The 20,760-nt window shown below is 58.8% G+C and carries 7 protein-coding genes; 2 read left to right on the forward strand and 5 right to left on the reverse strand.

Annotated features, from left to right (window positions below; genetic code table 11):
- Positions 1 to 10: 10 nt before the first annotated feature.
- From ACFSOY_RS04495 to ACFSOY_RS04515, 5 genes are all read right to left on the reverse strand, one after another.
- Positions 11 to 4,522, reverse strand: a complete 4,512-nt coding sequence (locus tag ACFSOY_RS04495; protein ID WP_386044324.1) for a type I polyketide synthase — start codon at positions 4,520 to 4,522, stop codon at positions 11 to 13.
- A 13-nt stretch (positions 4,523 to 4,535) separates the two neighbouring features.
- Positions 4,536 to 7,850, reverse strand: coding sequence for a non-ribosomal peptide synthetase (locus ACFSOY_RS04500; RefSeq protein WP_386044325.1), 3,315 nt, complete (start codon positions 7,848 to 7,850; stop codon positions 4,536 to 4,538).
- Between the two features lie 12 nt (positions 7,851 to 7,862).
- Positions 7,863 to 16,286, reverse strand: a complete 8,424-nt coding sequence (locus ACFSOY_RS04505; RefSeq protein WP_386044326.1) for an amino acid adenylation domain-containing protein — start codon at positions 16,284 to 16,286, stop codon at positions 7,863 to 7,865.
- Between the two features lie 204 nt (positions 16,287 to 16,490).
- A complete protein-coding gene (locus ACFSOY_RS04510; RefSeq protein ID WP_386044327.1) occupies positions 16,491 to 18,953 on the reverse strand; it encodes a penicillin acylase family protein in 2,463 nt (820 codons plus the stop codon).
- A 19-nt stretch (positions 18,954 to 18,972) separates the two neighbouring features.
- Positions 18,973 to 19,746 carry a thioesterase II family protein gene (locus ACFSOY_RS04515; RefSeq protein WP_386044328.1) on the reverse strand — a complete coding sequence of 258 codons (774 nt, stop codon included), beginning with the start codon at positions 19,744 to 19,746 and terminating at the stop codon, positions 18,973 to 18,975.
- Between the two features lie 187 nt (positions 19,747 to 19,933).
- Here ACFSOY_RS04515 and ACFSOY_RS04520 point away from each other — a divergent pair, with 187 nt between their 5' ends.
- Entirely contained in the window at positions 19,934 to 20,377 is a 444-nt protein-coding gene (locus ACFSOY_RS04520) for a DUF4362 domain-containing protein (RefSeq protein WP_386044329.1), read from the forward strand.
- A 133-nt stretch (positions 20,378 to 20,510) separates the two neighbouring features.
- Positions 20,511 to 20,729: a hypothetical protein gene (locus tag ACFSOY_RS04525; RefSeq protein WP_386044330.1), complete on the forward strand. Its 219-nt coding sequence runs from the start codon at positions 20,511 to 20,513 to the stop codon at positions 20,727 to 20,729.
- Positions 20,730 to 20,760 lie beyond the last annotated feature (31 nt).

Here is a 20,760-nt window from a genome sequence, read left to right on the forward strand (position 1 = left end):
TGAAAACCTCCTAGTTTTGTTCTTGCAGATTGGCAACTTCTTCATCGCTCATCGCTTCGAGCTCGGCGATCATGATATCTTCGACCACGATCGCCATTTCGGCGACGGTGTTGGCCTCAAATAGCACGCGCAGGGGCAGGTCGACTTGGAAGGTTGTGCGCAGGCGCGAAACCACTTGGGTGCCGAGCAGCGAGTTGCCACCGAGTTGGAAAAAGTTATCATGAATCCCGATCTGTTCGATGCCGAGCAGATCCTGTAAGATCTCGGCGACCATCTCTTCAAGCTCGTTCGTCGGCTCCACATACGCGTTTTTCAAGTTCGGGCGCGGATGTCGGGCTCCACTGCCGGCCGTAACGGTCGCGCTTGCCGCCCGCTCCCCCTGCTGGTGGATAAATCTCTCCACGCTCAGGTTCAGATCTTGATTGGACAGCACCAGCGGCAAGACGGGATCGATCGACAGCGCTCTGTTCAGCGCTTGCGCGACCTCATCCGCTTCCAAGCGGTCGAAGGCGAGGCTGATCCACGGCGTATCGCTGCGCTGCCCGATCTGCTCGACCGCGCTGTCCATGTAGAGGTGGCCAGCAGCAGGTCCGACAAACCCCCATCCGCCGAGCACTGTCGCCAGCGTCGAGACGATGAACACAAAGTCGAGCTCGTGGCCTGCAAGCGCTCGCTCCAGCGCGTGCAACCCGTGCACTCGGCCGGCAAAATGAGCTTCCAAGTCCGATTCGGTCGTCTCTGCGATCACCGAGATCGTGTTCGCATCGGCGGCGGCCGCCGCATGGAGCACACCGTCTAACTTGCCGAATCGGGACTTGGTGACCTCCACCGCTCGCTTGATCGCCTCCTGATCGGCGACGTCCGCTTGCAGAAAGAGCACCTCCGCCCCCTGGGCTTCGAGCTCCAGTGCTGCCGACAGGTACTGCACCGTCTTTTCATCTGTCGCACCGCTGTCGATCCGCGCTTGCCACTCTTCGCGAGCGGGCAGATCTTGGCGGGTGACGATGGCCAGCTTTGCTTCTGGTGTTGCGGCGAGCGCTTGGGCGAGCTGCCTGCCCATGATGCCGAAGCCGGTCAGCAGGTAGACGCCGCCATCGCGCAGGCGCGGCTCGCCCGCGGCGCTGACAGACTGGTAGGACTCGATCCATCGCTTGTTGTCGCGGTAGGCGACGAGTCGTTCCTTCTGCTCGCCGAGCAGGTCGCAGGCCAGCGTTTCGATCAGGCGAGCTTCCGCTTTTGTCCCCGGCTTGGGCAGCAGGATGTCGTACGTGCTGGTTCTGACGCTCTGCATCTCTTGTGGCAGGACGCGTGGCACGGCGAGCAGCGTCGTCTTGACCGGATGCACCTCATCGCGGCTCTCCACTTGGAACAGCCCGTTGGAGATCGTCACCAGCTCAAGCGGCGCTGTCAGCTCCAGCTTGGCAAGCGCCTTCGCCACCTGCAGGAGCGAGTAGAGACCTATTTGTTGCGCCTCCTCGAAGGATGGCTCCGACTCGGTCAGGCTCCACAGGTGCAAGATGTGCGTCGGCAGCTCCTCCCGGTGCAGTATCGCTTCCATCTCTTCGCGGGTCACGGCCAGCTCCGCCTCATGTCCTCTCGATCGGAACGAACGGATCAGCCCTTCGGTGAAGGAAGAGGAATCGCCGAGCACGAGCAGGCGTTTCGCCGCTCCTGCCTGTTCCGCAACCGGCGGGAGCGCCTGTTTCCAAGTTGGCGTATAGAACCGCTCTGCCACCTCGCGCACCGTCGCTTGCGAGGAGGCTTCAAGGATCGGCGCCGGAGTGGCGACAGAAGCTGCCTGCGCATCCACCCAGTAGCGCTGGCGATCCCACGCATAGGTCGGGAGCGGAACGCGCAGGCGGTCTTCCCCTTCGCTCATCTGCGCAAAATCGACCTCGACTCCAGACAGCCACAGGTTGGCCAGCGTGTTCAGCAGAAACGCCGTGTCAGACTGACCATCATAGGACGCTCTGATCGTCGGCAGCACGGTCAGACCGCCTTTCGCTTGCAGCGCAAACGAGGAGAGCGTAGTGCCTGGCCCGACTTCGAGCAGCGCGATGTTTTCCTCTTGGACGAGCTGAGCGATCCCCTCTGCGAAGCACACCGTCTGGCAGAGGTGCTTCACCCAATACTCCGGATCGACCGCTTCCTCCGCTTCGATCCAAGCGCCCGTCACGTTCGAGACGAACGGGATCTCTGGCGCTTGTAGGTTGAACGATGCGATCAGCGCTTTAAACTCCTGTGCGATCGGCTCCATCATCTTCGAGTGGAACGCGTGCGTGGAAGCGACGCGGATCGAAGTGATGCCCTTTTCGCGCAACGCTGTTTCCAGCGCTGTCACCGCTTCGATCGTGCCGGAGACGACCAGATGTTCTGCCGTGTTGATCGTCGCGATCTGCACCTGGTCGGAGAGCATCGGTCTGATCGCTTCTGCCGCGAGCGGCACGGCGAGCATCGCGCCGTTTGGCAGGTCCCCGATCAGCTGTGCCCGCTTGGCGACCAGCTTGAGCGCATCTTCCAGCGAGAACACACCAGCGACTGTCGCCGCCACATATTCGCCTAACGAGTAGCCGATCAGCGAGGATGGTTTGATGCCCCAGGCGATCAGCAGCTCGGCCAGCGCATATTCGATCGCAAAGACGATCGGGTGCAGATATTCGGTCTTGTTCAGTTCGAGCGATGTTGGGTCATTTGCGGATGCGTCGCGGCGAAGCATTCTCCGCAGGTCGAGGCCCTGCGTCTTCATCGCCTGCGGCGCTGCGTCCGCTGCGGGGAACAGCACCTCGTGCAGATCGCGGCCGACGAACTTCTTCAGCGCGTCGAAGCAGCTGTCCAAGCGCTCTTTAAACACCGCTTCCGTTTGATACAGCTCCTGCACCATGTTCACATACTGATCGCCGACACCCGGAAACAGAAAGGCTACCGGACGGTTTTCCGCATCGTTGACCGCGGTGAGCAATCGCCGCGGATCGCGAGTCTTTAGCGTGTTGGCGGCATCGATCGCATCGGTTGCCACCACAGCGCGTCGATGATGGAACGCTTTGCGGCCGACCTGAAGCGTATAGGCCACATCGGCGATGTTCTGCTCAGGATGCTGTTGCAGGTGGGTGGCCAAATTGTCTGTCATCCGCTCAAGCGACGCTTCGCTCTTCGCCGAAAGGACGAACAGCTGGCTCGTGCGCGCAGACGAACCGCTCGTGCGCTCAGGGAACTCTTCGAGCACCACGTGCGCGTTCGTTCCACCGATGCCAAACGAGGAGACGCCCGCTCGGCGCGGCGTGTCTGTCGCCGTCCACTCTTTCAACTCTGTATTCACATAAAACGGGCTGTTGTCCCAGTCATCAAACTTCGGATTCGGCTTTTCAAAATAGAGGCTCGGGACGAGCTCTTTGTTTTTCAGCTGGAAGATCGTCTTGATCAGTCCGGTGACGCCTGCCGCCGCATCTGTGTGACCGACATTTGTCTTCACCGATCCGATCGCGCAGAACTTCGCCTCTTCTGTCGCATCGCGAAACACCTGTGTCAGCGCCGCGACCTCGATCGGATCGCCCAGCTCTGTCGCCGTGCCGTGCGTCTCGACATAGGAGATCGTATCCGCTTCGATGTCGGCGATCGCCAAAGCTTCAGAGATGGCAGACGATTGACCGTTGATGCTCGGAGCGGTGTAGCCGACCTTCTGCTCCCCGTCATTGTTGACCGCCGACCCTTTGATCACCGCATAGATCGTATCGCCATCGGCGAGCGCATCCTCAATTCGCTTCAGCACGACGATCCCGACGCCAGACCCTTGCGTGCTGCCCTGCGCCTGTTCGTCAAACGCACGACAATGGCCATCGGGCGACATCACGCTTCCTTTGGTGTAGGTGTAGCCGGTCTTCGGATGGATCACCGACACACCGCCTGCCATCGCCATGTCGCATTCGCCGTTGAGCAGCGCTTGTGCTGCCATGTGCACCGCGACCAACGAGGTCGAGCAGGCCGTTTGAACGTTGACGCTCGCCCCTTTTAAATTCAGCTTGTAGGAGGCGCGAGTGGTCAGAAAGTCCTTCTCGTTCCCCATCATGATCTGCAGTTCCCCAACGCCTGCGATCGCCGCGCGATTCGGCAGCAAGTTCAGCAGCAGGTAGCGGTTCATCGCCTGTCCGCCATAGATGGAGATCGCACCCGGATAGGTGTCCGGGTTGTAGCCCGCGTTCTCCAGCGCTTCCCAACACGCTTCGAGGAAGAAGCGATGGTTCGGATCGAGGATCTCCGCCTCGCGCGGGTTGAAGCCGAAGAAGTTGGCGTCAAACTGGTCGACATCCTTCAGGATCGCTGCCGCCTTGACATAGTTTGGCTGCGCGATCATCTCCGGATCGTGTCCCGCTGCGATCAGCTCTTCATCGGTGAAAAACTGTACCAGTTCCTTTCCCTGCCGCAGATGCTGCCAGAACTCTTCCAGATTGTTCGAGTCCGGATAGCGGCCCGCAAGGCCGACAACCGCTATTTCATCGACGCGGTCAGAATAATCTTGATGGCTCATCTTGCCAATCCCCCTACTCTCTTCGATTCTTCGCCCGCGCCGCTCGTCTCGCCTTTAGATCCTTCCGGCGATCGGCGCGAACTTGCCCCTGTTTGACAGACAGCTCTTCCTCTTCTTCTCCGAGGAATCGGGCGAGCGCTCCGACCGTCGGGTACTGGAACAACTGGACGACCGAGATCTCGCGGTCGAGCTGTTCCTTCAGCTTGCGGTGCACCTGCAGGATCAAAAGCGATCCGCCGCCCAGTTCGAAGAAGTTGTCGTTGACGCCGACGCGGCTGACTCCGAGCACCTCCTGCCAGATCTCCGCGACCAGTTGCTCCAGCTCACCGCTCGGCGCGATGAAGGCGACGCCCAACTCGGGCCGCTCGTCGTCCGGCTTGGGCAATTCGCTGCGGTTCACCTTCCCGTTTGGCGTCAGCGGCATCTCGTCGAGGATGACAAAGGCGGACGGGATCATGTAGTCGGGCAAGCTCTGTCCGAGGTGTTTGCGCAGGTCGCCTGTCGACGGCGCGTCTGGACTGACCGTCACATAGGCGGCCAGATATTTGACCCCAGGCGTTTCCTCGCGGGCGATGACTGCCGCCTCCCGCACGCCCGGCGCTTTGACCAGCACGTTCTCGATCTCGCCCACCTCGATGCGGTAGCCGCGAATCTTGACCTGTCCGTCTGCGCGCCCGAGAAACTGCAGGTTGCCATCTGGCAGATAGCGAACGATGTCGCCCGTTCTGTACATCCGCTCCCCCGGACGAAACGCGTTGGGCAAAAAGCGCTCGGCGGTCAACTCCTCACGCCCGAGATAGCCGCGTCCAACACCCTTCCCGCCGACATACAGCTCGCCTGGCACCCCGATCGGAACCGGCTGCATCAGTGCATCCAAGACATAAGATTGCGTGTTCATAAGCGGCCGTCCGATCGGCACATCTCCATCTGGCAGCGCTTCGTCATACACGGTCGCCGTCACCGTCGTTTCGGTCGGCCCGTATGCGTTGTACAGCGTGTTGTGCTCGCTGGCGACTTCTCGCCAGGCGCGGATCATCGAGGGCATCGCCCGCTCGCCGCCTGTGACCACCAGCCGAAGCGCCGGTGGCAAAGTCAGCTTTTGCTCCGCAAGATCTTGGAGAAAAGCGTGCAGGTAAGCGGTCGGCGGATTGAACTTGGTGATCTTCTGCTCCGCCAGCCAGTCGAGGAACTGGTCGCTGGCCATGATCGACTTGCCGGGTCGAAGCACGAGCGTCGCCCCGGCGGCGAGCGTCGGAGAGATCTCCTCCATCGAAACGTCGAAGGAGATCGAGGCGAACTGAACGATCCGATCGCTCGGGTTCACCTGATAGTGATCGATGATCGCATGATGATGGGCGACTGCGTTTTTGTGCTCCAGCATCGCGCCTTTCGGGGCGCCCGTCGAGCCCGATGTGTAGATCACGTAGGCGAGATTGTCTTCTGTCGCATCGCTGATCGGTTTGTCGGTCGGACATGCTGCGATCAGCTCCGCATCTCGATCGAAGCACACGGTCGTCGCGCTCGTCTCCGGCAGGTTGGGCAACAGGTGCTCGTGGGTCAGCAAGACGGCCACCTTCGCATCTGTCAGCAGATACTTGAGGCGCTCCACCGGATAGTCCGGATCGAGCGGCAGGTAGGCCCCGCCCGCCTTCTGAACGCCGATCATACCGACGATCAGATCGATCGATCGATCGACGCACAGGCCGACCAAGCTCTCCGGCCCCACACCGAGCCCTTGCAGATAGTGGGCAAGCTGGTTGGCACGAGCGTTCAACTCAGCATAGGTCAGCGTCTGATCGAGGTGCTCGACAGCCGTCTTGTCTGGACGAACTGCCACCTGCTGTTCGAACAGCTGATGCATGAGGCCGGTCGGAAACTCGATCTGCTTTTGGTTGAACGTTTCGACGACCTGCTTTCGCTCCGCTTCGGTGAGCAGCGGGAGGCTGGCCAAGCGCTCATCCGGCCGCTCGACCACCCCGTGCAGCAAGGTGATCAAGTGCGTGATCATCCGCTCGATCGTCGTCTGATCGAACAGGTCGGAGCTGTATTCGAAGCGACCTGCGAGGCCCCGTTTGCTCTCGGTCAGACCGAGCGTCAGATCGAAGCTGGCCGATCCTGTGTCGGCGACCATCTCCTCCAGCTGCAAGCCGGTCAGCGACAGGTTTTCCACCGACGCGTTCTGCAGGTTGAACATCACCTGGAACAGCGGCGTATGGCTCAAGTTGCGCTCAGGTGCAAGCTCGTCGACCAGCTTTTCAAACGGGACGTCCTGATTGGCATACGCTTCAAACGAGGTGTCCTTCACCCGCTGCAGCAACTCGCGGAAGCTGATGTCTCCTTGCAGCTCAGTGCGCATGACCAACGTGTTGACAAAAAAGCCGATCAAAGGCTCGATCTCCTCGCGCGTACGCCCGGCGATCGGCGTGCCGATGAGCAGATCGCTCTGCCCGGTGTAGCGAAAGAGCAGCGTTTTGAAGGCGGCGAGCAACGTCATGAACAGCGACACGCCTTCCTTTTGGCTCAGCGCTTTCAGCTTTTCCGTCAGATCGCTCGGCACGAGGAAGCTTTCGATTCCACCTGCGTAAGACTGAACGGCAGGTCGATTGCGATCGGTCGGCAATTGCAGGACGGGGAGCTTGCCGCCGAGCTTCTGCCGCCAATAGGTCAACTGCTCTTCGAGGACGCCGCTCTCCAAATACTCTTTCTGCCAGTCGGTGAAGTCTGCATACTGGATCGCAAGCTCTGGCAGCACCGCCTCCACGCCTTCCAGTTCGGCGTTGTAGAGCAGGGACAGCTCTTGGATCAGCACGCCCATCGACCAGCCGTCGGAGATGATATGGTGCATCGTCATCAGCAGGACATGTTCCTCGTCGCCAAGCTGCAGCAGCGTGAGGCGAAGCAGCGGCGCCTGTTGCAAAATGAACGGTTTTCTCGATTGGACAGCGATCTGCTCGCTCACCTGCACTCGCTGCTCCTCCGCGGGGAGATCGCGCAGGTCGAGCAGCGGCAGGTCGATCGTCACCAGCGGGTCGATCACCTGCATCGGCTCGCCGTCCACCTCGCGAAACGAGGTGTGCAGCGTCTCATGGCGAGCGGCGATCGCGCGCAGGCTGCTGTGCAGCGCCTCACGGTGCAAGCGCCCGGTCAGCCTGACCGCAGTCGAGATGTTGTAAGCGGGATTCCCTGGCAGAAACTGGTCAAGAAACCACAATCGCTGTTGGGCAAAGGAGAGGGGGAAGAGATAGACCCCCTCCTCCTGCACCTGAAGATCATCGGGTGAATCGGTCAAAAGAAACATCTCCTTTTGCTCATTACTTGCTCCGCTCATCTCCAACTGTTCCTACAGCTTTCTTCGCTCCCGCGTCAGCCGCTTCATCGCAGGCGGCTTGGGCGCAGAGGTCGCCTTTTGCTGCAGCCCTTCGACCATCGAGGACAGCTCGGCGATCGTCGCGACTTCAAACAGGGAACGCACCGGCAGTTCGACCGAGAAGACATTGCGCACGCGGGTGACCAGCTGCGTCGCCAACAGCGAGTGGCCGCCCAAGTCGAAAAAGTTATCATGGATGCCGACTTTCTCAACGCCGAGCACGTTCGCCCAGATCTCCGCCATCTGCTCTTCGATCTCGCTGCGCGGCGCCACATATTCGACAGCGGCGCCCTGCACCGGCACAGGCAGCGCTTTGCGATCCACCTTGCCGTTGGTGGTCAGCGGAATCGCCTCCAGCGTGACAAAGGCGCTGGGAATCATGTAGATCGGGAGTTTTCCTTTCAGATCGGCCCGCAGTTCGGCGCTGGTCAGGCTTGCTTCGCCATTTGGCACCACGTAGGCTGCCAAATATTTGTTGCCTTGATCAACGCGTGCGATCACCACCGCTTGCAGCACTTTTTCATGTGCGATCAAGGCAGCTTCGATTTCGCCCAGCTCGATGCGATAGCCGCGAACTTTCACCTGATGATCGATCCGGCTGATATATTCGATGTTGCCGTCCGGCAGGTAGCGCACCACATCGCCCGTGCGATACAGACGCTTGTCCGGTGCGAACGGATGCGAGACGAAGCGCTCCTCGTTCAGCTCCGGACGATTCAGATAGCCGCGTGCAAGTCCGATCCCGCCGACATACAGTTCGCCAGGCACGCCGATCGGAACCGGCTGTCGATTGCGGTCGAGGATGAACAGCTCGGTGTTCTGCACAGCGGAGCCGATCGGCAGGTTGCGCGCTCCCACCTTGGCCGGATCGAACGAGTACAGCGTCGAGCAGATCGAAGCTTCGGTCGGACCGTACCCGTTGATGATAAACATCTCCGGGAGTCGTTCGCTGATCGCCAGCACATGCGGTTCGTGCACCGATTCGACACCGATCAAAATCCTGCGCAGCGCCATCTGCCTCGGCTGCTCGTCCAACCATTGGATCAGATCCTTCACCACGAACGGTGGGATGAAGCCGCTTTGAATCGCGTTGTCTTCCAACCACTTGAAGTAGGCATGGCTGTCGCTGCGATCGACATCTGGCAAGATGTGCAGCTCGCCACCCTCCATAAAGCAGGAGAAGATCTCCAGCACAGACAGGTCAAACCCATAGTTTGCCCACAGGGCGAACGGTGCGCCCGGCGCAAGCGGCTTGCGACCGACAAAATCGCTCAGCATGTTGACGACGCCTCGATGCTTGACCAGCGCGCCTTTTGGCAACCCGGTCGTCCCCGACGTGTAGAGCATATAGCCCAGATCATCTGGCGTGATGCTCTGCGGCAAGTTCGCTGCGCTCTCCTCGCCAAACTCGCCTTCCGCTGCGTCGAGCATCACTTTGCACACATCCGCATCGGCAAACAGCTCGGCCAGATGTTGCTGCGTCAACAGGACGCGCGGCGATGAATCAGCGAGAATGAAGCCAAGACGCTCTTTCGGATGCGCCGGATCGAGCGGAACATACGCGCCGCCCGCTTTCAAGGTCGCAAGGATCGCCACGATCAACGACTCGGAGCGCTCCATGCAGATTCCGACAAACACGTCTGGCCCTACGCCCTGCTTCTGCAGGAAATGTGCCAAGCGGTTGGCTCGCCCATTCAGCTCGGCGTAGCTCAAACGTCGATCCTGATAGACCACTGCGGTCGTCTCCGGCTGTCTGCTCACCCACGTTTCAAACAGGCCGTGCAGCGTCGCCTCGCTCGGATAGACAGCATTGGTCCGATTCCACATGTCGAGCAGCAGCGCCCGCTCCGCTTCGGGGAGGATCGGCAGGTCGATCAGCTTTTGCTCAGGTGCGGCGACCGCGCCTGCCAGCAGCGTCGCATAGTGTGCGAGCATTCGTTCGATCGTCGACGACTCGTACAGATCGGTGTTGTATTCCAGCTTGAGGGTGATGCCCGACTCCGTCTCTTGCGCCTGCAAGGTCAGATCGAACTTGGCGGTCGCGCTGTCGCCCTCGATCGCCTGCACCAGCAAGCCTTCCAACTGCGGATCGACCTGTTGGTTCTGCAGGACAAACATCACTTGGAACAGCGGGGTGTGGCTCAAATCCCGCTCCGGTTGCAGACGATCGAGCAGCCGTTCGAACGGCACGTCTTGATGGGCGAACGCATCGAGCGCCGTGTCGCGGACGCGGTGCAACAGCTTGTTAAACGACAGTTCGCCATCTTCCAACTGGGTGCAGATGACCAACGTGTTGACGAAGAAGCCGATCAGCTGCTCCAATTCCTCGCGGTTGCGTCCTGCGGTCGGCGTGCCGACTAAGATGTCATCCTGCCCGGTGTAGCGGTAGAGCATCGTTTTAAACGCTGCGAGCAGCGTCATGTACAGCGTGACTCCCTCCAAGCGCGACAGGTGGTTGATCCCCTCGCTCAGCTCTTTGGACAGCTGCAAACTGCAAGCAGCACCGTTGAACGTTTTGACAGCCGGACGCGGCTTGTCGGTCGGCAGCTGCAAGACGGCCAGATCGCCGCCGAGCTGCTGCTCCCAATAGGCCATCTGCCGATCGAAGAGGCTCTCCAGCCCTTTTTGCCACTGTGCGTAATCCGCATAGTGAATCGGCAGCTCGGCAAACGGTACCGGCTGTTCTGCCGTATACGCCGAGTAAAAAGCGGTCAGCTCGCGAACCAGAACGCCGAGCGACCAGCCGTCTGCCACCAGATGGTGCATGGTGAGCAGGAGCACATGATCTTCCTCGCCCAGCACGAGCAGCGTCGCTCTGATCAGCGGAGCGATGCTCAGATCGAACGGCTTGCGCGCTTCCGCATCGGTGAGGCGCACCGCCTCCGCTTCCCGTTCCGCTGCTGGCACCCCTTGCAGATCGATCACCGCAAACGGCATCGACAGACCGTGCTCGATCACCTGCTCCGGCTGACCGTCACGCGTGCGGAAGCTCGTTCGCAGCGCTTCATGGCGGTCGAGAATGCTCTGCAAGCTCCGCTGAAGCGCGGAGATGTCCAGACGTCCGGTCAAGCGCAGTCCGCCCGGAATGTTGTACGTGGCCGTCCCGCTCTGCAGCTCTTCGAAGAACCAGAGGCGCTCCTGCGCATAGGACAAGGGGAGCTTGTCAGCGCGAACGGAAGCTGCGATCGGCGGAATGTCTGTCTGCGCGGTCTGCTCGATCAGCTGTGCGAGACGCTCCACCGTCGGCGCTTCAAAGATGCTGCGCAGGGAGAGCTCCGTCTGGAACGCGTTCCCGATGCGCGAGACCACCTGAATCGCCAAGAGCGAATGCCCGCCGAGGTCAAAGAAATTGTCTGTCACGCTCACTTGCGTAAGCCCTAACAGCTCGGCGAAAATATCGGCCAACTTCGCTTCCGCCTCGTTGCGCGGCGCGACATATTCGCCAACGTTTCGCACGACGTCTGGACGAGGCAGTGCGCGTCGATCCACCTTGCCGTTTGGCAGCAGCGGAAAGCTGTCCAGCAGGACGAAGGCGGACGGCACCATGTAGTCGGGCAGGATGCGCTGCGCATGTGCGCGCAAGTCGTCCTCCGCAAGCTCCGCTTTCGCCACCACGTAGGCGACGAGGCGTTGATCGCCCGCCGCGGTCAGCGCGACGACGACCACCTCAGTCACCAGCTCGTGGCGACTGAGAACCGACTCGATTTCACCAAGTTCGATGCGGTAGCCGCGCAGTTTGACCTGATCGTCAAGACGACCGAGGTAGCCGAGGCTGCCGTCTGGCAACCAGCGCACCAAGTCACCCGTCTTGTACAAGCGACCGTAGAGGCTGTCAACAAACCGTTCGGCTGTCAGATCAGGTCGACCCACATAGCCGCGCGCAAGCCCTGCACCTCCGATGTACAGCTCGCCCGCCACACCGATCGGGGTCGGCTGACCGCTCGCATCCAGCACGTATGTTTTGGCGTTGGCGATCGGCCGTCCGATCGGGATCAGCGCCGTGTTCGGCTCGCTCGTCCACGCGGTCGTGTCGATACACGCTTCGGTCGGTCCGTACAGGTTGACCAGCTTCGCCTGCGCCTTCTGTGCGTGGAACAGATCGACCAGTTGGGCTGACAACGCCTCGCCGCCACAGAACACATAGCGAAGGGCAGACTGCCGTTCCAACAGCTTCTCCCGCAAGAGGACATAGAGCAAGGAAGGGACGAGCTGCAAGATCGTCACACCGTGTTTGACCATCGCATCGACCAAGTAGGCAGCATCCTGATGCCCGCCCGGTCTGGCGAGGATCAGCTGTCCGCCAGACAAAAGCGGCGCCCAGAACTCCCAGACGGATGCGTCAAATCCGAACGGCGTTTTTTGCAACACCCGATCGCTTGCGTCGATACCGTAGCTGGCGATCATCCACAGCATGTGATTGCAGATCGCGCGGTGTGTGAGCATCGCACCTTTTGGACGTCCGGTCGAGCCGGAAGTGAAGATCACATAGGCGAGATGTTCCATCTCGGTCAAATCGCGCAGATTCTCCACCATTTCCCCGGAAATATCGACTCGATCGACTGCGATCACATTCTGTGCGGAAAACTCCAGCCGATCCTGCAGATGCGCTTGTGTCAGCAACACTTCCGGCTTCGCATCTTCGACGATAAAGGTCAGCCGCTCTTGTGGATAGCTCGGATCGAGCGGCACATACGCCCCGCCCGCCTTCAGCGTCGCCAGCAGGGCGACCACCATCTCCACCGAGCGCTCCATGCAGATGCCGACCAGCGCATCCGGCCTGACACCCGACCTTTGCAGCAGGTGTGCCAGACGGTTTGCCGCCTCGTTCAGCTGGCGATAGGTGCGCACTTCCTCTTCAAACCGCACGGCGATCGCATCGGGAGTTCGCTCCACCTGTTCCTCAAACATTCGATGCAGCGGAGCTTTCGTGCCAAAATCGACATCTGTCTCGTTCCAATCATGAAGCACTCGCTTCTGCTCCTCTGCCGAAAGCAGGTTCACCTCGCCGACCGCGATCTTTGGATCGCGCACCAGCTCCTGCAGCAGCGTGGCAAAATGTGTCGCCATCCGCTCCATCGTCGTCCGATCGAACATGTTGATGTCATATTCGAACGATGTGACAAACTCGCCGTTCACCTCTGCCATCATCAGGGTGAGATCAAACTGTGCGGAGCGACGCTCCAGCGCTCTTGAGGTGAGCGGCAGGTCGCCGAGCAACATCTGCGCTCCCGCATCGTTGAGGGCGAACCCGGTCAGGCCATCCTGATCGAGATGCGACTTTTGCAAGACGAACATCGCCTGGAAGATCGGTGAGTAGCTCTGGTCGCGCTTGGGTGCCAGCTTTTCGACCAGCAAGGGGAACGGATAGTCCTGATGGGCGAGTGCGCCGCGCACCTTCTGCGTCGAAGCTCGCAACAGCTCCGCAAACGGAAGGTCGCCTGACAGGTCGGCGCGAAGCACCACCGGATTGACAAAATAACCGACCGAATCTGCATATTTCGCCTTGCTGCGACCGACTGTCGGCGTGCCGACCAAGATGTCATCCTGGCCGGTATAGCGATGAAGCAGCACTTGAAACGCGGTCAGCAAAGTGGTGAAGACGGTCGTACCCTGCGCTTGCGAAAGCTCTTTGATCTGCGCGGTCAACGCGCTCCCCAGCTTCTGCGAACAGGTGGCGCCGAGATACGACTTTTCGCTCGGGCGGGGACGGTCGGTCGGCAAGTTCAACACAGGAAGTTCCCCTGCCAACTCGCCCTGCCAGTAGGACAGCAGCTCCTCTCCCGTCCGGCCTGTGACCAACTGCGCCTGCCAGTCGGCAAAATCTCCGTAGGCGGTGCCGGGCGCCGGAAGCGTCTGCCCCGCATAGAGGGCGGACAGCTCCTTCACGATCAGACCGAGCGACCAGAAGTCGACGATCAGGTGGTGCAGCGTGAGCAACAGCAGATGCTCTCCGCTCGGGCGCGCGTACAGATGCACGCGGATCAGCGGACCGCGCTCCAGATCGAACTGCAAGTCCACCGCGTCGGTCATCCGCTCCTGCACGAGCTCCTCGCTCCAGGCGGTCGCATCTTCCACCATCAGCGGTACAGAAAGCTGCGGGTGCACCAGCTGGATCGGCTCGCCGTCTCGCTCGACAAACGTGGTGCGCAACAGCGGGTGACGCTCGACCAATGTGGCGAGCGACTCGCGCAATTTTTCCAGATCGAGCCCCGCGCCGACGGTCACCGCGCTGGCGATGTGATAGGCGGTGTTGCTCGGCTGTAGCCGCTGCAGGAAGTACAGCGCCCGCTGCCCGTGTGACAGTCGATACTCGCCCGGCAGCATCGCGGTCGTCTCTTCCGGCGCACCGATCTCCTGCTCATCAAACTGCTGCAGCACATCGGCGGCGAGCGTCTGCACGCTCGGCCCTTCGAGCAGTGCGGACAGCGGCAGGTCAACGCCCAAGCTCTCTTCGATCTCATGCTTGAGCTCGACTGCGGTCAGCGAGTCGAGTCCCAGCGTCCCCAGCGGCTTGTCCAAGCCGACCTGTGCGACCGACACTTTTAACGACTCGGCAGCCCGGCGCTGCAAAAACGATTCGAGCAGGCCCTTGCGCATCTCGCCATCTGCCGCAAACAGCTCCGCTCGGCTCAGCTGGATGTCGGACGAATCGTCTGACAATTCATCCACCACCGAACTGTTCAACACATCTGTCTTCAGCGCTTGCAGGCCGCCGTGCAAGAAGCGGTCTTTGCAGGCATGGCGCTGAATCTTCCCCGAAGAGGTCTTGGGGATGCTCGCCGGCTTGAGCAACACGATGCCGTACACCTGCAGTTCGTGCGCTTCTGCCACCGCAAGGCGCACAGCAGACACCACTTCGTCCAGATCGGCTTTGCGGTAGGCGCGCTCCACTTCGGCTGTGATCACCAGCCGCTCCTCCTCATCCGCCTCGACCGAGAAGGCGGCGAGGTTGCCCGTCGCGATCGCCGGGTGGCACTCCTGCACCGTAAACTCGATGTCCTGCGGATAATGGTTGCGCCCGCGGATGATGATCAGATCTTTCATCCGCCCGGTCACGTACAGTTCCCCATCTTTTAAAAACCCGAGATCTCCCGTGCGCAAAAAGGGTCCCTCACCCGTTTCGGACAGCCTGGCGCCAAACGTCTCCTGCGACTGTTCAGGGCGCTTCCAATAGCCTTGTGCCACCGAAGAGCCTGCTACCCAGATCTCCCCGACCTGCGTTTCCGCACAGACGGCAAACGTCTCCTGATTGACCACCACCACCTGCTGCGCGAGCGATCTGCCGGAGGAGACCAGCGTGCGAGCATCAGCGCCTTCCGCGGTGACGACTGCGACGTTTTGCTCCAGCAGATCGGCGTCAAACGCATGGGTGATCGGCAGTTCCGCCTTATTGCCTCCTGTGACGAACAGCGTCCCTTCCGCCAGACCGTAGCACGGGTAGAACGCCTCCTTGCGAAAGCCGCAGGGTGCAAAATATTCGGCAAAGCGATCCAACGTCTCTTTTCGCACCGGCTCAGCACCGGTGAAGGCGACGCTCCAAGCGGAGAGGTCGAGCTGATCGCGCTGTTCAGGCGTGATCTTGTCGAGGCAGAGCTCGTAGGCGAAGTTCGGCCCGCCGGAGACGGAAGCGCCGGTGCGCGAGATCGTCTGCAACCAGAGCAGCGGACGCTGCACAAACGCGACCGGAGCCATCAAGGTGGTGAAGAATCCTGCATAGATCGGCTGCAAAACCCCGCCGATCAAGCCCATATCATGATAGGGAGGCAGCCAGATCACCGCGCGATCTCGATCGGACGTCTCAAAGCTGCTCTGGATCAATTCCAAGTTGGCCAGCAGGTTGCCATGTGTCAGCATGACCCCTTTCGGCGCCGAGGTCGAGCCGGACGTGTACTGCAGAAATGCCAGCGTATCGCTGTCGATCTCAGGCATCTGCCAGCTATCTGCCAGCTCATCGCCGATCAGATCGGTGTTGACCCACTCCAGTTGGCTCAAGCCTTCCGCATCGCCAAATCGCTTCTCGATGCCTGCCATCACCGCAGTCGCCGTCAAGGCGAACTTCGCTTCCGAATCTTTGACGACCGCCTGCAGGCGATCCAAATTCCCGTTTTGTCGCGGCGGATACGCCGGAACGGCCAGCACGTCCGCATACAGACAGCCGAAGAATGCGATGATGTACGGAAGCCCCGGCTGGTAGAGCAACAGCGCTCGCTCTCCTGCCGCCCCCGCCGCCTGAAGCGCAGCTCCGACAGCGCGCGCCTTGCGATCCAGCTCTTCAAACGTGATCCGCTCTTCCAACTCATCAGTCAAAAAGGCAAATGCGTCTCGGCCTGCATATTCTTGCGTTCTCGCTCGCAATAAATCGACCAACGTCGCAACTTCTGTCCTATTTACACCCATCTTTCGTATCCCCCAATCTGGTACTACTTTCAGAACGTTCAACCAGATTTAAATCCGCAAAATCTCATAAAGGTATATTTCTTCATCTATAAGTGTTCCCCTTCCTAACAAACATAAATTTTCTAAGCATCTTCACTCCAGATTTTAGTTTTACATAGTAAAAACCTGATTCCGCTTGATGCGAAACCAGGTTTACCCAACAGATTATTTTGGCTGTAAGACGAGCGTCCGTTCGCCATTTTCCTTCACGTCTTGCTCGGTAAAATGCATCGTCTTGTAACGCCCTTCCAGCCACATTTCGGTCTGATCCTGATAATGATCGCTGCCGAGCTGCGCAGAGGCGCCCATCGTCAGAACATCTTTCGCCCCATCGATCTTATTCATATCGATGACGAAGCGCCACGGAGCGCCGAGCACGATGCTAAACGGCTTTCCTCGCGAGTAGCTGGCCGCCCCGACGGTGACATTGCTGCCGCCGTATGCGTACGGGCCGTTGTTGTACAGCAGATTGAGCGGTTTGATGCTGCCGAGCGGATGCGCGAGCGTGATCGTGTGCACCTTGCCCCACTGCCACTTTTCCGGATTCTTGCCCAGCTCATCTTTCATCCACGCCACCGCTTGCTTGAAGGAATCGACGATCGCCTTTTCCTTCGTGTCATCAGTTCCCTGGAACCATTTCGGATTCGGATCGCGCAGGATCATCTCCAAGCCGTAGCTCGGCAGAGATGTGCGGTTGAAATGGTAGAAATACTCTTCGGTCAAGTGCGGTTCATAAAAGCGTGTGAACATCTTGTTGTACATCGAATGGTAGACCACCGGGCCTGCGAGCTCCGGATCGTCGATCGGATCTTTGAACCATTCCTTGAGCACGTCGAACGCCTTCTGCTCCGTCTCGTTCAGCTCGGCCGAGGAGAGCGCAGAGATGAACACCTGCGCGTGCTGCTTCGCTTGCAAGTTCGCCCAGTCAGACTGCATGCGCTCCATATCTTCGAGCGACAGCTTGTCCTTCTCCTCAAGCATCTGCCCGATGCGAATCGCGCGGTAGGGAAGGTCGTAGTCGTAGGTGATGTGATAGGGATAGGTATCATCGACGACCTTGTTGTTCGCCGAGGCGATATACCCTTTTTCCGGATTGAACGTGTGCGGCAGCTCTTCCCACGGGATGTAGCCTTGCCACTCGTTCTCGCTGGTCCAACCTGGCACCGGCGTCAGTCCATCGCTCTTCGGTCTGATCGGGATCGAGCCCATCGCATGGTAGGCGATGTTGCCTTCAACGTCCGCGTAGACCACATTTTGTGAAGGCGCTTGAAACAGCTTCATCGCCGCTTCGAACTCTTTGTAGTTGGTCGCTCGATCGAAGCCGAGCATCGCCGTGATCTCGTCGGTCGCATCGTGCGCCGTCCAGCGCAGGGCGAGCGGCTGTCCCACTTCGACCGCCGTGCGAATCGTCTGCGCCGGCGCTTGGTCGGCCGACTTGTACGAATCGAGCATGTTGGTGATCACCGGACCGTGACGGGTGATCACCACCTCCGTCTTCACCGGTTCTCCGCCCTTCACTTTGATCTCCTCTTCGATCACGCGGGCATCATACCATTTCCCGTCATATTCGAACTGATGCGGATTGTTCGGGTTTTGCTTCTCGATGAACAGGTCTTGCACATCGGGCGCGAGGTTGGTGAAGCCCCAAGCCACCTTGTCATTGTGCCCGACGATCACGCCCGGAACGCCCGGGAAGATCGCGCCTGTCACATTGTATTTGCCAGGCAACACGAGGTGGTTCTGATAGAAGGTCGACGGTGCGCCGAGGCCGAGGTGCATATCGTTTGCGAGCAACGGTTTGCCCGACTCGGTCTTCTTGCCCGACACGACCCAGTTGTTGCTGCCCAAGCCTTCGCCGGGCAACACTTGCGGGCCACCATGATCGAGCGCCGCCAAAATGTTGTCCAGCGCCTCCTGGGAGATGGCAACTTGTGCGCGCTCAACAGGGGTCGCCTGCTCCTGCTCCGACTTGTTGAGGATCGTCGGATCTGTGGGCTGGTAGTCGTACAAGAGCGACCTCAGCTTCGCTTCGTCCAACTTCGGCAGCGCCACGCCCATGAACAGCTCGTTGCGCATGTTGGTGCCGAGCTCCCACGCCATGTACTTGCCGATCGACAGCGAATCGAGCGGCGTCCACGGCTCCGGTTTAAAGCCGAGCATCGTATATTCGACAGGCAGGTTGTCCGCATGATCTTCCAGATAGGAGTTGACCCCGTCGGCGAACGCCTGCAGAGCTTTCATCGTCTCCGGGTTGACTTTGGACATCCCCTCTTCTGCCGCGCGTCTAAAGCCGATCGTGCGGTTAAACGCGTCGATCTTCACCATGCTGTCGCCCATGATCTCCGCCAGTCGTCCACCGATGCTTCGGCGCGACAGCTCCAGCTGAAACATGCGATCCTGAGCTTGTACATAACCTTGGGCGAAGAACAGATCATTTTCTGTCTCCGCATAGATGTGCGGCACACCGTACTGATCGCGCACGATGCGAACCGGCTTTTCCACCTTCGTCGTAAGTTCGCCTTCCACTGTCGGCAATGCGCTCTGCACCAGATAGTAGCTGCCCCCACCGGCAGCCAGCACGAGCAAGAGCACGAGCGACAGGGAGACGATCAATATTTTCTTAAACAAAAGAAAGCCCCCTCACTACTCATAAAAGGTTTACGATTCGATTGAGCTCAGCGGTCACGTCGAGCAAGAGCTCTTTGCGGATCGTCAGATTGTTTAGAAAGAAGTGGTTGCCCTCGAACATCTTCAGCTTGAACGCTTCGGTGGTATGATCGCGCCATGCATCGTGGTTCGCTTCTGGGATGTCCACATCGCCCGTGCCCCCATAGCAGTGAATGGGAATTGGAAACGGGCTTTCCTCCTGATACTGATACGTCTCGTTCACCGCAAAGTCTGCGCGGAGGATCGGCAAGAGCAGCTCCATCAGCTCCTCGTTTTGCAAGACCGCTTCCGGGGTGCCGTTTAGCTTGCGCAAGCGCTGGATGAACTGGTCGTGCGGCAGTTGATGCACCGGATCGCGATCGATCTTGCGATGCGGCGCAGACTTTCCGGAGACGAACAGGTGCACCGGCTCAAGACCAAGCTTTTGCCTGCGCAGTTCGCGGGTCAGCTCAAAGGCGATCAATGCGCCCATCGAGTGGCCGAAAAATACGAACGGACGATCCATGTGCGGCTTGAGAGCTTCGACCAGCTCTTTGACCATCGGATCGATGTGGGTGAACGGCTGTTCGAGCAGTCTGCTCTCCCGCCCAGGCAGTTGCACCGGACAGACATCGATCGTCGATGGCAGTTCCTCCTGCCAACCTCGATAGATCGCCGCGCTTCCGCCCGCGTACGGAAAACAGAACATCTTCAGTCGGGCATTCGGCTTCTGTTTCTGGCGTGCCACCCACTTATCAGTCGTACGCATCGTCATCTGCAATTCTCCTCTTTCAGTGTGCGTTTTGCTGTTTATTCACTTGATTCAGGAACAACAGTAATTATTTCTATATTCAACTATTTCGATATTGAACTACACAACCCTTCATGAAAAGCATAACTTTTCTCGAACCTTTTCAATGTAATTTCCGTCAAATGTGAAAAGGGGCTAAGGAGGAAATATTTTGAAAAACAGATGGATCAGCTGGTCGATCATGCTCTGCCTACTCGTGGTCGGAATCATTTTTACGGTTGAAAGAATGAATGGTAGCGGAGGGTTGCAAACCATTCGAACGGAAGATGAGGTGGTGAACAATGTGGGATACGATCGCCCGGAAAAGGTGATCCAGTTTTTATCAAACGTAGATCAAGGCAAGAAAGATCAAATCCGGTTGACCAACTATACGATCGAAGGAGATCCGATCATCACCGAGATGATCTATGATGGGAAGGTCATTCATTTCAAATACGATACGAGAAAAGATGCTTTTGGGACTCAAAAACTTTACGAGAAAACATGTGAAGCCAAATTCACCAAAAAGGTCGGCCCAAAATCTGAATCATACCTGCTGGGAAATTGTGATGGTGCGCGAGGGATGGTTGAAATCTTCCACTTGCCGATCAAGTAGAGCACAACTCGCACTTCTGTAACTACTATGTGAAAAATGTATTGAAGTGAAACATAAGTGTAAAATAGAAATAGCAGGAAACGGATCAACTTGCATAGAATAAAAACCACAAACTTCCAAAGGAGGGATCATATTGCTGGTCGTCTATTTGATCATCATCGGCGTGCTCGTTCTCTTCTTGCTCATCGACAATTATCTCGAAGTGCTCTGGGAAAACTTTCATGTTTATGGAGCGTATATGTTCGTTCGCGAAGAGAACAAAGAACATGTGTCCGAATCGATCTTCGGCGAACAGATCTCCTCAGCAAACATTAGCCATCAGATTAAACAGAATATTTTAAAAAACAAATAGAAGCCCCGATCGGGGCTTCTATTTTTGTGCT

The sequence above is a fragment of the Tumebacillus lipolyticus genome (genome assembly GCF_042682745.1).
Taxonomy (GTDB): domain Bacteria; phylum Bacillota; class Bacilli; order Tumebacillales; family Tumebacillaceae; genus Tumebacillus_A; species Tumebacillus_A lipolyticus.